11 protein-coding genes are annotated in these 13506 nt (G+C 63.5%); 6 read left to right on the top strand and 5 right to left on the bottom strand.

What is annotated here, in order from left to right:
• Positions 1 to 40 precede the first annotated feature (40 nt).
• Positions 41 to 1474, bottom strand: coding sequence for an allantoinase PuuE (gene puuE, locus NKH83_RS22155; RefSeq protein ID WP_352807451.1), 1434 nt, complete (start codon positions 1472 to 1474; stop codon positions 41 to 43).
• A 173-nt stretch (positions 1475 to 1647) separates the two neighbouring features.
• On the opposite strand from puuE, the gene uraH reads away from it, so the two are divergent.
• From uraH to xdhC, 4 genes are all read left to right on the top strand, one after another.
• Positions 1648 to 2022: a hydroxyisourate hydrolase gene (gene uraH, locus NKH83_RS22150; protein WP_254816013.1), complete on the top strand. Its 375-nt coding sequence runs from the start codon at positions 1648 to 1650 to the stop codon at positions 2020 to 2022.
• Position 2023: 1 nt separating this feature from the next.
• Complete coding sequence (xdhA, locus tag NKH83_RS22145; protein ID WP_352807448.1) at positions 2024 to 3505, top strand: xanthine dehydrogenase small subunit; 1482 nt, start codon at positions 2024 to 2026, stop codon at positions 3503 to 3505.
• A complete protein-coding gene (xdhB, locus tag NKH83_RS22140) occupies positions 3505 to 5856 on the top strand; it encodes a xanthine dehydrogenase molybdopterin binding subunit (protein WP_352807572.1) in 2352 nt (783 codons plus the stop codon). The genes xdhA and xdhB overlap by 1 nt, the downstream gene beginning before the upstream one ends.
• A gap of 62 nt (positions 5857 to 5918) precedes the next feature.
• On the top strand, positions 5919 to 6899 hold the full coding sequence (gene xdhC / locus NKH83_RS22135) for a xanthine dehydrogenase accessory protein XdhC (protein WP_352807446.1): 981 nt from the start codon (positions 5919 to 5921) through the stop codon (positions 6897 to 6899).
• A gap of 8 nt (positions 6900 to 6907) precedes the next feature.
• Here xdhC and dps read toward each other — a convergent pair whose 3' ends face one another.
• The 4 genes from dps to NKH83_RS22115 form a co-directional block, all read right to left on the bottom strand.
• Positions 6908 to 7396 (bottom strand): DNA starvation/stationary phase protection protein Dps, encoded by a 489-nt coding sequence (gene dps, locus NKH83_RS22130; protein WP_023676226.1) that lies wholly within the window; start codon positions 7394 to 7396, stop codon positions 6908 to 6910.
• A gap of 146 nt (positions 7397 to 7542) precedes the next feature.
• A complete protein-coding gene (locus tag NKH83_RS22125; protein WP_352807443.1) occupies positions 7543 to 8796 on the bottom strand; it encodes an LLM class flavin-dependent oxidoreductase in 1254 nt (417 codons plus the stop codon).
• Positions 8793 to 9806, bottom strand: coding sequence for an LLM class flavin-dependent oxidoreductase (locus NKH83_RS22120; protein ID WP_352807440.1), 1014 nt, complete (start codon positions 9804 to 9806; stop codon positions 8793 to 8795). The genes NKH83_RS22125 and NKH83_RS22120 overlap by 4 nt, the downstream gene beginning before the upstream one ends.
• 75 nt (positions 9807 to 9881) lie before the next feature.
• Complete coding sequence (locus NKH83_RS22115; RefSeq protein ID WP_352807437.1) at positions 9882 to 10802, bottom strand: LysR family transcriptional regulator; 921 nt, start codon at positions 10800 to 10802, stop codon at positions 9882 to 9884.
• A 139-nt stretch (positions 10803 to 10941) separates the two neighbouring features.
• On the opposite strand from NKH83_RS22115, the gene NKH83_RS22110 reads away from it, so the two are divergent.
• Positions 10942 to 12159, top strand: a complete 1218-nt coding sequence (locus NKH83_RS22110; RefSeq protein WP_352568396.1) for a urate hydroxylase PuuD — start codon at positions 10942 to 10944, stop codon at positions 12157 to 12159.
• Position 12160: 1 nt separating this feature from the next.
• A complete protein-coding gene (guaD, locus tag NKH83_RS22105; RefSeq protein WP_352807432.1) occupies positions 12161 to 13474 on the top strand; it encodes a guanine deaminase in 1314 nt (437 codons plus the stop codon).
• Positions 13475 to 13506 lie beyond the last annotated feature (32 nt).

The raw sequence follows: 13506 nt of genomic DNA, 5'->3' as shown, positions 1-13506 counted from the left end.
CCTGTTGCGGAAGCCAGGGCCTATCGCGGCAGCCAAAGCCCTATTGCGGAAGCATGTCCTTGAGACGGAGCAGCGCGATGCGCTCGACCTGTCTGCAGGCGGTTTCGAATTCGACGTCGTGGCTGTTGCCGATACGCGCTTCGAACTCGGCCAGGATCTCCGCCTTGGTCCTGCCTTTCACCGCGATGATGAAGGGGAAACCGAAGCTGGTGACGTAGGCGGCATTGAGTTTTGCGAACAGCTCGCGCTCCTTCTCGGTCAGCGCGTCGAGCCCTGCCGAAGCTTGCTCCTTGGCCGATTCGTCCGTCAACCTTCTAGCCTGCGCCAGTTTTCCGGCAAGATCGGGGTGGGCATTGAGCACGGAAAGCCGCTCGGCCTCGCTTGCTGCGCGAAACACGCGGCAGAGCGCATTGTGCAGGCCGCCGGCACTGTCATGGGCCGGGCCGAGCTCCAGCCCATAAGCGCGCTCGGCAACCCACGGCGAATGCTCGAACACGCCGCCGAATGTGTGGACAAAGGCCTCGAATTCCATTTTCGACGGGCGCAGCGCCGGCAACCGGAACGGATGCGTCTCCTGCCAATGTTTTGCAATGTCGATGCGCCGTGCCAGCCAGACCTTGTCGTGTGATTTGACGTAGTCGATGAAGCGCTTCAGTGCCGCGACCCGGCCCGGCCGTCCAACCAGACGGCAGTGCAGGCCGATATTCATCATGCGCGGCCGGCCTGCCTTGCCCTCGGCATAAAGCGTATCGAAACTATCCCTGAGATAGGCAAAGAACTGGTCGCCCGAATTGAAGCCCTGCGGCGTGGCAAAGCGCATGTCGTTGGCGTCGAGCGTGTAGGGGATGACCAACTGCGGCTTCGCCGACCCGTCCGGTGTCACATGCTCGAACCAGTAGGGCAGTTCGTCGTCATATGTGTCCGACACATAGTCGAAGCCGCCCTCTTCCGCCGCCAGCCGCACCGTATTGATCGAGGTGCGGCCGGTATACCAGCCGGTCGGCCGCGCCCCTGTGACCTCATAATGCAGCCGGATCGCCGCCTCCATGTCGCGGCGCTCGTCTTCCGGGGTATGGTCGCGGTAGTCGATCCATTTCAGCCCGTGCGAAGCGATCTCCCAGCCGGCCTCCTGCATCGCCGCAACCTGATCGGGCGAACGCGCCAGGGCCGCGGCCACGCCATAGCAGGTGATCGGCACCTGTGCCTCGCTGAACAGGCGCAGCAATCGCCAGAAGCCGGCTCGGGCGCCGTATTCGTAGATCGATTCCATGTTCCAGTGGCGCTGGCCGGGCCAGGGCGCGGCGCCGACGATCTCGGACAGGAAGGCTTCCGAAGCCTTGTCGCCGTGCAGGACGCAATTCTCGCCGCCCTCTTCGTAATTGACGACGAACTGCACCGCGACATGCGCCCCGCCGGGCCATTTCGGATCCGGCGGATTGGCTCCGTAGCCGCGCATGTCTCGTTCGTAACGCATTCTCGCTCCTGCCGGAAATTGTGATCAGGATAGTCCAAAGGAGTGCCTGCGCATTCCCCCGAAATTTTTGAAAGTGTTTTTGTCGCGCTCCGCTCGACCGGGACTTATGCATCGCCTTTAATTGGCGCACAATTCATGAATAGTGTTCGACCGTTCAGGGAATGGAGCAGCCAGTGGCGGAAACGTCGAAAGCCGAAGGCGGGCGCCTGACGACCCATGTCCTCGACACGGCGGCCGGCAAACCGGCGGCCGGTCTGTCGATCGAGCTCTATCATCTTGACGGGCAGGCCCGGACGCATCTGAAAACGGTTGTCACCAATGATGACGGCCGCTGCGATGCTCCACTGCTTGCCGGCGCGGAATTCCGCACCGGCGAATACGAGCTGGTCTTTGCGGCCGGCGATTATCTGCGCGGGCAAGGGACAAAACTGGCGGAACCGGCCTTCCTCGACCATGTGCCGATCCGCTTCGGTATGGCCGAGCCGATGCACTATCATGTGCCGCTGCTTCTGTCGCCGTACGGCTATTCGACCTACCGGGGAAGCTGAGATGGCCGGGATCAAGACACGCAACGAAATCCGCTTCATCCTCAATGGCGAGGACGTCGCGCTCGGCACGGTTGCACCCGACCAGACCCTGCTCGACTGGCTGCGGCTCGACCGCTCGCTGCGCGGCACCAAGGAAGGCTGCGCCGAGGGCGACTGCGGCGCCTGCACGGTGCTGGTCGGCAGGCTCTCGGCCGGCAGACTGGTCTATGAAAGCGTCAATGCCTGCATCCGTTTCCTTGGCTCGCTAGACGGCACGCATGTCGTGACCGTCGAGCATCTGCGCGGCGGCGCAGGAAAGCTGCACCCCGTGCAGCAGGCGATGGTTGATTTCCACGGCTCGCAATGCGGCTTCTGCACGCCGGGATTCGTCATGTCGCTTTATGCGCTGTGGATGCGGTCGCCGGAGCCGTCGGACGCGGCAATAGAAAAGGCGCTGCAGGGCAATCTCTGCCGCTGCACCGGCTACGAGGCGATCATGCGCGCCGCACGTGCCATCTCAAGCTACGGCAAGGCGGCAAAGGATCCGCTGGCGGCGGAGCGCAAGGCAGTTACGGCCAAGCTCGAAGCGATGAAGGACGGTTCGCGCATCGAGATCGGCTCCGGCAACAAGCGGCTGATCGTGCCGGCCAATGCCGACGATCTGGCCAGCGTGCTGGTCAAGGAGCCGGGCGCCACCATCGTCGCGGGTTCGACCGATGTCGGCCTTTGGGTGACCAAGCACATGCGCGATATTGCGCCGGCGATTTTCATCGGCAATCTCGATGGCCTGTGCGGGATTTCCGAGGACAAGGGCGTCATCTCGATCGGCGCCGGTGTCACCTATAGCGAGGCCTCCTCGACGCTGGCGAAACGCATCCCGGCGCTGGGCCCGCTGTTCGATCGCATCGGCGGCGATCAGGTGCGCAACATGGGCACCATCGGCGGCAATATCGCCAACGGTTCGCCGATCGGCGACACGCCGCCGCCGCTGATCGCACTCGGTGCCCGCCTGACGCTGCGCCGCGGCGACAAGCGGCGGACGATCCCGCTCGAGGATTTCTTCATCGCTTATGGCCGACAGGACCGGCAGCCCGGCGAATTCGTCGAGGCCGTGCATGTCCCGGTGCCGGCCGGCGAGACGAAATTTGCCGTCTACAAGATCACCAAGCGCCGCGACGAAGACATCACAGCAGCGCTGGGCGCGTTTTTCCTGAAGCTCGCCGAGGATGGCACGGTGGCGGATGTGCGCATCGCCTATGGCGGCATGGCGGCAACGCCGAAGCGCGCCTTTGGCGTCGAAAAGGCATTGCTGGGCAGGCCCTGGACGGAAGCGACCGTCGAGGCGGCGATGGCCGCGTACGCCGGCGATTTCACCCCGCTGACCGACATGCGGGCAAGCGCCGAATACCGGGCGCTGGCGGCACGCAACCTGCTGCTGCGCTTCTTTGCCGAAACCACCGGCACCCGGGCGCCGATCCAGCTATCACGGCACGAGGCGGCATGATGAACAAACACGCCACGCCAAACCTGAAGGCGCAAAAAATCGCCGGCGGCGTCGCCACTGACCAGCGCCACGATTCCGCGCACAAGCATGTCAGCGGCACGGCCGTTTACATCGACGACATGCCGGAACCGGCCGGCACGCTGCACGGCTGCCTTGGGCTTTCGACGGCGACGCATGCCACCATCACCAGCATGGATCTTTCGGCGGTACGCGCCGCACCCGGCGTCGTCGATGTGCTGACGGCGAGCGACGTGCCAGGCGAGAACGACATTTCGCCGACCGGCCGTCACGACGAGCCGGTGCTGGCCGACGGCAAGGTGCAATTTTTCGGTCAGCCGATCTTCTGCGTCATCGCTGAAACCCGCGAGCAGGCGCGCCGCGCGACAAGGCTGGCCAAGGTCGAACACGAGGAATTGCCGTTCGTCGCCGATATCGGCGAGCTCAATCCCGGGAAAGACAAGCTGGTCACGCCGCCGCTGACGCTGAAGCGCGGTGATGCAGCGGCTGCGATCAATGCGGCGCCGCGCCGGCTGAAGGGAAAAATGCGCATCGGCGGCCAGGAGCATTTCTATCTCGAAGGCCATATCGCCTTGGCCATCCCTGGCGAGGACCACGACGTCACCATCTATTCCTCGACCCAGCACCCGAGTGAAATCCAGCACATGGTCAGCCATGCGCTCGGTGTTCCGAGCCACGCCGTGACGGTGGAAATCCGCCGGATGGGCGGCGCTTTCGGCGGTAAGGAAACGCAAGGCAATCAGTTTGCGGCATTGGCCGCTATCGCCGCGAAGAAACATCATCGGGCCGTAAAAATCCGGCCCGACCGCGACGACGACATGATCGCCACCGGCAAACGCCACGATTTCCTCGTCGACTACGAGGTCGGCTTCGACGACGAGGGCAATATTCTGGGCGTAGATTTCATGTTCGCGGCGCGCTGCGGCTTCTCGGCCGACCTCTCCGGCCCGGTCACCGATCGCGCGCTGTTCCATTGCGACAACACCTATTTCTGGCCGGCGGTGCACGCGCAGTCGGCGCCGCTCTACACCAATACGGTATCGAACACCGCCTTTCGCGGCTTCGGCGGCCCGCAAGGCATGGTCGGCGCCGAGCGCGTCATCGACGAAGTCGCGTTTGCCGTCGGCAAGGACCCGCTCGAAATCCGCAAGAAGAATTTCTACGGCACCTCAGACCGCAACATCACGCCCTACCACCAGACGGTCGAGGACAACATCATCCACCGCATAGTCGCCGAGCTGGAGGCGAGTTCCAACTATGCGAGGCGCCGCCGCACCATCGATGCTTTCAATGCCAACAGCCGCTTCATCAAGCGCGGACTGGCGCTGACGCCGGTCAAGTTCGGCATCTCGTTCACCGCCACCCATTACAACCAGGCCGGCGCGCTGGTGCATGTCTATACCGACGGTTCGGTGCATCTGAACCACGGCGGGACCGAGATGGGGCAGGGCCTCTATGTCAAGGTGGCGCAGGTTGTGGCGGAAGAGTTCCAGATCGACCTCGATCAGGTCAAGATCACCGCGACGACAACCGGCAAGGTGCCGAATACCTCGGCCACCGCCGCGTCTTCCGGCTCCGATCTCAACGGCATGGCGGCGCAGAATGCCGCCCGCCAGATCAAGGACCGGTTGACCAATTTTGCCGTCGAGAAATACCAGGTGCCGCGCGACCAGGTGCTGTTCCTGCCCAACCGCGTGCGCATCGGCAACCAGGAAATCGCCTTCGCCGATCTCGTGAGGCAGGCCTATATGGCGCGCATCCAGCTTTCGGCGGCGGGTTTCTACAAGACGCCGAAAATCCATTGGGACCGCGACAAGGGCGAGGGTCGTCCCTTCTACTATTTCGCCTATGGCGCCGCGTGCTCGGAAGTCTCTGTCGACACGCTGACCGGCGAATATATCGTCGAGCGCACCGACATTCTGCACGAAACCGGTCGCTCGCTGAACCGCGCCATCGACCTCGGCCAGATCGAGGGCGGCTTCATCCAGGGCATGGGCTGGCTTACAACGGAGGAACTGTGGTGGGACGACAAGGGGCGGCTGCGCACCCATGCGCCATCGACCTACAAGATCCCGCTCGCGTCGGACCGGCCGAAGATTTTTAATGTGACTTTGGCCGACTGGGCGCAAGCAGCAGAACCGACGGTGTACCGCTCCAAGGCGGTCGGCGAGCCGCCATTTCCGCTCGCAATGTCGGTGCTGCATGCGCTGTCGGACGCAGTGGCGAGCGTTGCCGGCCACAAGATCTGCCCACGCCTCGACCCGCCGGCCACGCCTGAGCGTGTGCTGATGGCGATCGAACGGCTGAAGCGGGAAGCCAGGACCGGCGTTTGAATCCCGGAAACGTGCAATTCAGGCCGAAAAACTCTATATTTCCCGATAGGGAACACGAAATTATGAACGCGAAAGTGCAGAGCCTGAAAGCCTTTCTTGCCGGCGCCGGCCGGGTCGCCTTAGTTGAGGTGGCCGGGACAAAAGGTTCGACGCCGCGCGAGACGGGTGCCTTCATGCTCGTCTCAGGATCGGCCACTTTCGGCACGATCGGCGGCGGCCAGCTCGAATACATGGCGATCGATAAAGCGCGGCAGATGCTTTTCTCCCCCCTTGTGGGGGAGATGGCCGCGGAGCGGCCAGAGGGGGTCGTCTCAGAAGGCACCGCCGGTGCGTCGAGCACTACCGCAGCGACCCCACCCGGCGGCTTCGCCGCCACCCTCCCCTCAAGGGGGAGGGATACCCTCGACATCGCGCTCGGCCCGGAGATCGGGCAGTGCTGCGGCGGCAGGGTCGAACTGCTGATCCAGCTGGTCGACCCCGCGCTTGAAGCCAAGCTGGTTGCGGCGGCGGAAGCCGAGGAAGCGCAGCTACCGCATGTCTACATCCTCGGCGGCGGCCATGTCGGCCAAGCGCTGGCCTCGGCGATAGCCTTGCTGCCGGTGCATATCGTCGTTGTCGAGACACGAGCCGAGGCGCTCAAAGGCATGCCGGAAGCAGTCGAAGCCAAGCTGACGCCGATGCCTGAGGCGATGGTGCGCGAAGCCCCTGCTGGATCGGCCTTCGTCGTCCTCACCCATGACCATGCGCTGGACTTCCTGATCGTTGCCGAGGCTCTGAAACGCCGGGATGCCGCCTATGTCGGCATGATCGGCTCCAGAACCAAGAAGGCGACGTTCCGGAACTGGTTCCTGAAATCGGCGGACGGAAGCGAGGCGGAATTTGCCCGCCTCGTCTCGCCGATCGGCGGCGATGCCGTTAAGGACAAGCGCCCGCAGGTGATCGCCGCACTCGCCGTAGCCGAGATTATGACGGCGTTGGCCGGCCATGCGGCGGCACCGTCCGCTCAGTCCAAAGCCCCTCGCCGCAAGGCGATGGCCGGCTGACGTTTTGGCTATTCCTTCTCCTGCGTGTGCGCCTCAAGGAACCACAGCAATTTGTCGAGCGAGCGTGAATAGGCGGTGAAGATGTCGGCGGTGTCGGCATCGCCCGCGCCAGCCGCCTCGTCGATCGCCGCGCGTGCCCGCTTGGCGGTTGCGGCATAGCGGTCGATCAGCGCCGCCAGATGATCCCGGGTCTTGTGGATGTCGGTCGGATAGGCCTCGAGCATAGTCGCCTTCGACACCTCTTGCGATGTGCCGAGCGCCGTCCCGCCGAGTTGTACGGCGCGCTCGGCAATGGTGTCGACATGGCCGTCGATCTCCTCGCGGAACGTGTCGAGCATCTCGTGGATGGCGATGAATTGCGGTCCCTTGACGTTCCAGTGCGCCTGCTTGGTGATCAAGGCCAGATCGATGGCGTCGGCGAGGCGGGCATTGAGAAGATCGATACACTCTTTCTTGGCATTGGATTGCAGGTCGTTGCGGGTGGCGATGGCATCCATGATCGGCTCCTGTGGCGGTTGCGTCCGCTTGGTTTAAAAAGGGCGAAGTTTGTGGAAGGTCAATCGAACATGCGCGCAGACGCCCTCATCGCCGCGCGGCACAGCATGCCAAAACGGCGATCTCCGACTTTCGTTCCGCTCGTCGTTTACGCCGGCCTTTTCAAGCCCAGATGGTCGCGCAGCGTGCTGCCTTCATAATCCGTACGGAACAGCCCGCGCCGCTGCAGCTCCGGCACGACTAGTGTGGCAAAGGCATCGAGTTGGCCGGGAAAATAGGATGGCATGACGTTGAAACCGTCTGCCGCGCCGCCCTCGAAGCGTGCCTCGAGCTCGTCGGCGATCTGGGCGGGCGTTCCGATGACGCGCCAATGGCCGCGCGCGCCTGCGAAATGACGGGCAAGCTGGCGAATGGACAGCTTGTCGCGGCGTGATTGCTCGATGACAAGCGCCTGCCGGCTCTGCATGCCTTCGCTGGCCGGCAGCTCGGGCAGCAGTCCGTCGATGGGATAGCGCGCGAGATCGGATATGCTGAGATAGCTGGAAAGCAGCGCGACACCGACATCGTCCGGTATCAGCTCCTGCAGTTCATCATGTTTTGCCCGGGCTTCCGCTTCGCTTGCCGCGACGACCGGCGCGACGCCGGGCATGATCTTGACGTCCTCCGGCTCGCGCCCATGGGCCGCCAGCCGTCCCTTGAGGTCGTCGTAGAAGGCCTTTGCCTCCTCGAATGTTTGCGCCGCAGTGAACACCACATCGGCGGTCCGGGCGGCGAGATCGCGGCCCTCATCCGACGCTCCCGCCTGGACCATAACCGGTGCACCTTGTGGCGAGCGCGGCAGATCGAGCGGGTCACGCGCCGAAAAACTTCTGCCTTCGTGTCCACCCTGGCCTTGCCAAAGGCCAGCAACCACGGCAGCGAATTCGCGCGCGCGTTCGTAGCGGTCCGCATGTGGGCGCAGTCCGGTCGAGCCGAAATTGGCGGCCTCGATCTGGCTGGCCGAAGTGACAAGGTTCCAGCCGGCTCGGCCGCCGCTCAGATGGTCGAGCGACAGGAAGGTTCGCGCCAGCCCGTAAGGCTCGTTATAGCTCGTCGACGCCGTTGAGACGAGGCCGATGCGCTCCGTCTGCACCGCGAGCGCCGCAAGCAGGCTGATCGGCTCGAAGCCGATCGAGCGCGACGTTTGGCTGGCGATGTTGACATTGGCCTCGCGCACGCCGGCGGCGTCCTCGCAGAAGATCATGTCGAACTTTGCCGCTTCCGCCGTCCGCGCCAGCTGGATGTAATGATCGATGTCGATACCGGCCGTGACATGCGCCTGCGGATGGCGCCAGGCGGCGATGTGGTGGCCTGTCGCCCACAGGAAGGCGCCGAGCTTCATCTGGCCCCGACCGGCGCTCATTGCCGATCCTCCCCTGCAAGCCCGAGCTGGGCGCGCAGTGTCGCGGCGCTGTAGCCGGACCGGACAAGGCCGCGGCGGCGAAGCTCCGGCAGCACGAGACCGACGAAATCGTCGAGCGACGATGTGAACGGAATGGCGATGTTGAAACCGTCGCAGGCTTTCGAGCGAAAGCACTCTTCGAGCCTGTCCGCAAACAGGTCCGGCGCGGCGGTTGTTTCGGCGCTGCCGGTAACGTTCATCAGCACTTTCAGCGCCTCCGGCCTGCGCCCGAAGGCAAGCGCACGGTGCGTCAGATCGCCAGCCTTCGCCGGCTCGACCGATGGCTCATCCAGCAGGACGACATCAGCGGTGCGGGCGGCAATATCCATGGCGGGCTCGGACAGGCCGGACATGACCAGCACCGGCGTGTCCTGCGGCGACCGCGCTACGTTGAGCGGCCCGCGCACGGAAAAATATTCCCCCTTGTGGTCGAGAAGGTGCATCTTCTCGGGATCGAAGAAGCGGCCGGCAACTTTGTCGAACAGCAGCGCGTCTGCGTCCCAGCCTTTCCACAAACCTTGCACGATGCCGATGAATTCCTCTGCGCGCAGGCGGAAATCGTCGCCGGAAAAGCCTTCCGGCCGACTGAAATTGGCCGCCTCGCGCGGTTCGGGCATCATGCTCGCGTTCCAGCCGGCGCGACCATGGCTGATAATATCGAGCGAGGCGAAACGACGCGCGAGATTGTAGGGCTGGTGGGCGACCGTCGACGCTGCCGCGACGAGGCCGATCCTGCTTGTCACCGTAGCCAGCGCTGCCAGCAAGGTCGTCGCTTCGAAGCGCATTTGCCGGTTCGGCCCACTTGCAACCGGCGCGGAATCGCCGAGCAACACCATGTCCAGGCCGGCCGCTTCGGCTTCTTGCACGAACCGCGCCAGCAGACTGAAGTCCGGGCCGGCGCCGGGCAGATGGGAAGGGGCGGCTTCCGGAGACAGTGAAACGGCGAGACACATTGTGGCGCCGTTGGCCATCGCTTTTCCCTGTTGAGCGAGATTCCTTGGGAATTATCTCGTCGGCTGGACGGAAAGCAACCGGCCAGCCGGCGATCATTTGCCGGCCAGAATATCCCGGATCAGCCGCTGGCAGCGCTCGGCCATGAAATCGAGCAGCAGCCGCACCTTCGGATCCTGCAGCTTTTTGTGTGGGTAGACGGCGGCAAACTGCACCGGCGTCGGCGGCGTGTTGCTCAGGATCACCTTCAGCCGCTGGTCGCGGATAAACGGCTCGACCTCGAAGCGCGGTTTGTTGATGATGCCGCGGCCGGACAGCGCCCAGCCGGTCAGCACGTCGCCATCATCGGTATCGTAGGGGCCGTGCACCTCGAACTTTTGCGGCCCGTTCGGCGTCTGCAGCGTCCAGACATATTCACGCGCGCCGGAATAGCGCAGCATCAGGCAATCGTGCTTCTTGCCGATCAGTTCCTGTGGCTCTCTCGGTTCGCCGCGCGCCTCCAGATATTGTGGGGCCGCCACCAGCACGCGCTCGCATTCCATGATGCCGCGCATCCTCAGGCTGGAATCCTCGATGATGCCCAGCCGGAAGGCAACGTCGATGCCTTCCTTCATGATATCGACATTGTGATCGGAAAGCCGGAGTCGTACCTCGATATCGGGGTACCTGTCGTGGAAATCCGGGATGCCGGATGCTACCAGCCGCCGCCCGAGGCCGAGCGGCGCTGTCACCTTTATGGTGCCGCGCGGCTGGCCGGATAATGCGCTGACCGCCGCTTCCGCCTCGGTGACCGCCTCCAGCACCTGCTTGGCGCCGGAGTAGAACACCGTGCCGTGCTCGGTCGGCATCAACTGCCGCGTCGTACGGTTGAACAGCCTGACGCCCAGGTGCTTCTCGAGCTCCTTGATCCGGTTGGAAGCGACCGCCGGCGAAATGCGCATGTCGCGTCCAGCCGCCGACAAATTGCCGAGCTCGACGACACGGACGAAAACGGCGATGTTATCGAGATAGGCCATGCGGCTTTCGTGGCTCTCATGTGGCTGCGTATGATCAGCCTAGTATTTTCCAATTTTTTTTGAAAGTCATCGTGCGTCTCGGCCCTTTCCGTTTGCGCTCCAACCCGTAAAGTCAGCCGATCGGCAGGGACGATTTTTCATGATGGATTTCGCGATATTCTGGGATTGGCTGAGTTTCGCCGTGCGCTGGCTGCACGTCGTCACCGGCATCGCCTGGATTGGATCGTCCTTTTATTTCGTCGCGCTCGACCTTGGCCTGCGCCAGCGTCCGGGCATGCCTGCCGGAGCCTTCGGTGAGGAATGGCAGGTGCATGGCGGCGGCTTCTACCACGTGCAGAAATATCTGGTGGCACCGGCCGAAATGCCCGAGCACCTGACCTGGTTCAAATGGGAATCCTACGCCACCTGGCTGTCGGGTTTCGCCATGCTGTGCGTCGTCTACTATGCCGGGGCGGACCTGTTCCTGATCGATCCCAATGTGCTCGCCATGTCGGTGCCTACAGGCATCTTGCTGTCGCTGGCGACGATCGGCGTAGGCTGGGTGGTCTACGATCTCTTGTGCCGTTCACCGCTTGGCAACAGCGACACCGGCCTGATGCTGGTGCTCTACGGCGTGCTGGTGTTCATCGCCTGGGGGCTGACCCACCTGTTCACCGGCCGCGCCGCCTTTCTGCATCTCGGCGCAATCACCGCGACGATCATGTCGGCCAACGTTTTCATGGTCATCATCCCCAACCAGAAGATCGTTGTCGCCGATCTGATCGCCGGCCGTAAGCCCGATCCGAAATACGGCAAGATCGCCAAACAGCGCTCGCTGCACAACAACTACCTGACGCTGCCGGTTTTGTTCCTGATGCTGTCGAACCATTATCCGCTGGCGTTCGGCACAGAGTTCAACTGGGTCATTGCCTCGCTTGTGTTCATCATCGGCGTGCTGATCCGGCACTATTTCAACACCAGGCATGCGCGCAAAGGTAATCCAACCTGGACCTGGCTGGCCGCCGCCGTCCTATTCGTCGTCATCATCTGGCTGTCGACGGCACCGAAGCTGCTGACCGGCGAGGTCAAAACGTCCTCGGCGGCACAGGTCTACGTCGCCTCGGCGCATTTCCCCGCCGTGCGTGATACGGTGCTTGGCCGCTGTTCGATGTGCCATGCGGCGGAGCCGTCCTACGAGGGCATTTACCACGCGCCCAAGGGCGTGATGCTCGATACCGATGCCGGCATCGCCGAGCACGCCGGCGAGATCTACCTGCAGGCCGGACGCAGCCACGCCATGCCGCCCGCCAACGTCACCCAGATCACCGACAAGGAACGGGCACTGCTGGTAGCCTGGTTCGAAGGCGCGGGGAAATAGCATGACCAGCACGCTCCTGCGCGGCCGCACGCTGTCGTTTTTGCGCTGGCCAGAAACTATCGACGACCATTCCGCCTGGCGCTACGAGCAAGATGGCGGCTTGCTGATGCGCGACGGAAGGATCGTTGCCGCTGGCGCCTATGCCGAAGTCGAGAGAAAGGCGGGCGAGGGAACAAAAAAGATCGACCATAGGCCACATCTGCTGCTGCCCGGGTTCATCGATGCGCACGCGCATTTTCCGCAGATGCAGGTCATCGCTTCCTTCGGCGCCGAGCTGCTCGACTGGCTGAACACCTACACCTTTCCGGAAGAGACCAAGTTCCAGAACGCCCAGCATGGCCGCCGTATCGCCAGGCTGTTCCTGGATGAAGTGTTGCGCCACGGCACGACGACTGTCGCAGCCTATTGCTCGGTGCACAAGGAATCTGCCGAAGCGTTCTTTGCCGAGTCGCATGACCGCAACATGCTCAATATCGCCGGCAAGGTGATGATGGACCGCAACGCGCCGGAAGGCGTGCTCGACACGCCGCAATCGGGTTATGACGACAGCAAGGCGTTGATCGAGGAGTGGCACGGCAAGGGGCGCCAGCACTATGCCATCACCCCGCGCTTCGCCATCACCTCGTCGCCCGAGCAATTGGAGATGGCGGGCGCGCTCTGCCGCGAATATCCTGATCTGCACATGCAGACGCATTTGTCGGAAAACCATGCCGAGATCGCCTTCACGCAGCAGCTTCATCCGCAGGCGCGCGACTATACCGATGTCTATGAGCATTACGGGCTGCTCGGCCGCAGAAGCATGTTCGGCCATTGCATCCATCTCTCGGAACGCGAGGCGGACGCGCTTTCCGATAGCGGCTCGGTGGCGGTGTTCTGCCCGACTTCCAACCTGTTTCTCGGCTCGGGCCTTTTCGATTATCAGCGCTATCGCCGCCGCGAGAAGCCGCTTCGCATCGCCGCCGCCACCGACGTCGGCGGTGGCACCAACTATTCGATGCTGCGCACCATGGACGAGGGCTACAAGGTGATCGCGCTGAACGGCGAGAAGCTCAATCCGTTCCAGTCGTTCTGGCAATTGACCCGCGGCAATGCCGAGGCGCTGTCGCTTGCGGAAAAGATCGGCACTCTGGAGGAAGGCAGCGACGCAGATATCGTCGTGCTCGACGCCCGCGCCACGCCGGCGATGCGGCTGCGGGTCGAGACGGCGGACACGCTCGCCGAGGAATTGTTTCTGCTGCAGACGCTCGGCGACGACCGCGCCGTGCGCGAGGTCTATGTCGCCGGCCGCGCGGCCAAGACCGACATGGCGGTTTAGCTGTCGCATGCGACCGGCTTGACCGTGCGGCA

Origin of the sequence: Mesorhizobium sp. M0909 (assembly GCF_040319515.1) — a bacterium.
Classification (GTDB): Bacteria; Pseudomonadota; Alphaproteobacteria; order Rhizobiales; family Rhizobiaceae; genus Mesorhizobium.
This window is presented reverse-complemented; position numbering and strand designations above follow the sequence as displayed.

What these genes read in the sequence shown, in the direction of transcription:
- puuE (WP_352807451.1), bottom strand. Translation starts at nt 1,474, where the DNA reads ATGCGTTACGAACGAGACATGCGCGGCTACGGAGCCAATCCGCCGGAT.
- dps (WP_023676226.1), bottom strand. Translation starts at nt 7,396, where the DNA reads ATGGATGCCATCGCCACCCGCAACGACCTGCAATCCAATGCCAAGAAA.
- NKH83_RS22125 (WP_352807443.1), bottom strand. Translation starts at nt 8,796, where the DNA reads ATGAGCGCCGGTCGGGGCCAGATGAAGCTCGGCGCCTTCCTGTGGGCG.
- NKH83_RS22120 (WP_352807440.1), bottom strand. Translation starts at nt 9,806, where the DNA reads ATGGCCAACGGCGCCACAATGTGTCTCGCCGTTTCACTGTCTCCGGAA.
- xdhA (WP_352807448.1), top strand. Translation starts at nt 2,024, where the DNA reads ATGGCCGGGATCAAGACACGCAACGAAATCCGCTTCATCCTCAATGGC.
- NKH83_RS22115 (WP_352807437.1), bottom strand. Translation starts at nt 10,802, where the DNA reads ATGGCCTATCTCGATAACATCGCCGTTTTCGTCCGTGTCGTCGAGCTC.
- guaD (WP_352807432.1), top strand. Translation starts at nt 12,161, where the DNA reads ATGACCAGCACGCTCCTGCGCGGCCGCACGCTGTCGTTTTTGCGCTGG.
- xdhB (WP_352807572.1), top strand. Translation starts at nt 3,505, where the DNA reads ATGAACAAACACGCCACGCCAAACCTGAAGGCGCAAAAAATCGCCGGC.
- xdhC (WP_352807446.1), top strand. Translation starts at nt 5,919, where the DNA reads ATGAACGCGAAAGTGCAGAGCCTGAAAGCCTTTCTTGCCGGCGCCGGC.
- NKH83_RS22110 (WP_352568396.1), top strand. Translation starts at nt 10,942, where the DNA reads ATGATGGATTTCGCGATATTCTGGGATTGGCTGAGTTTCGCCGTGCGC.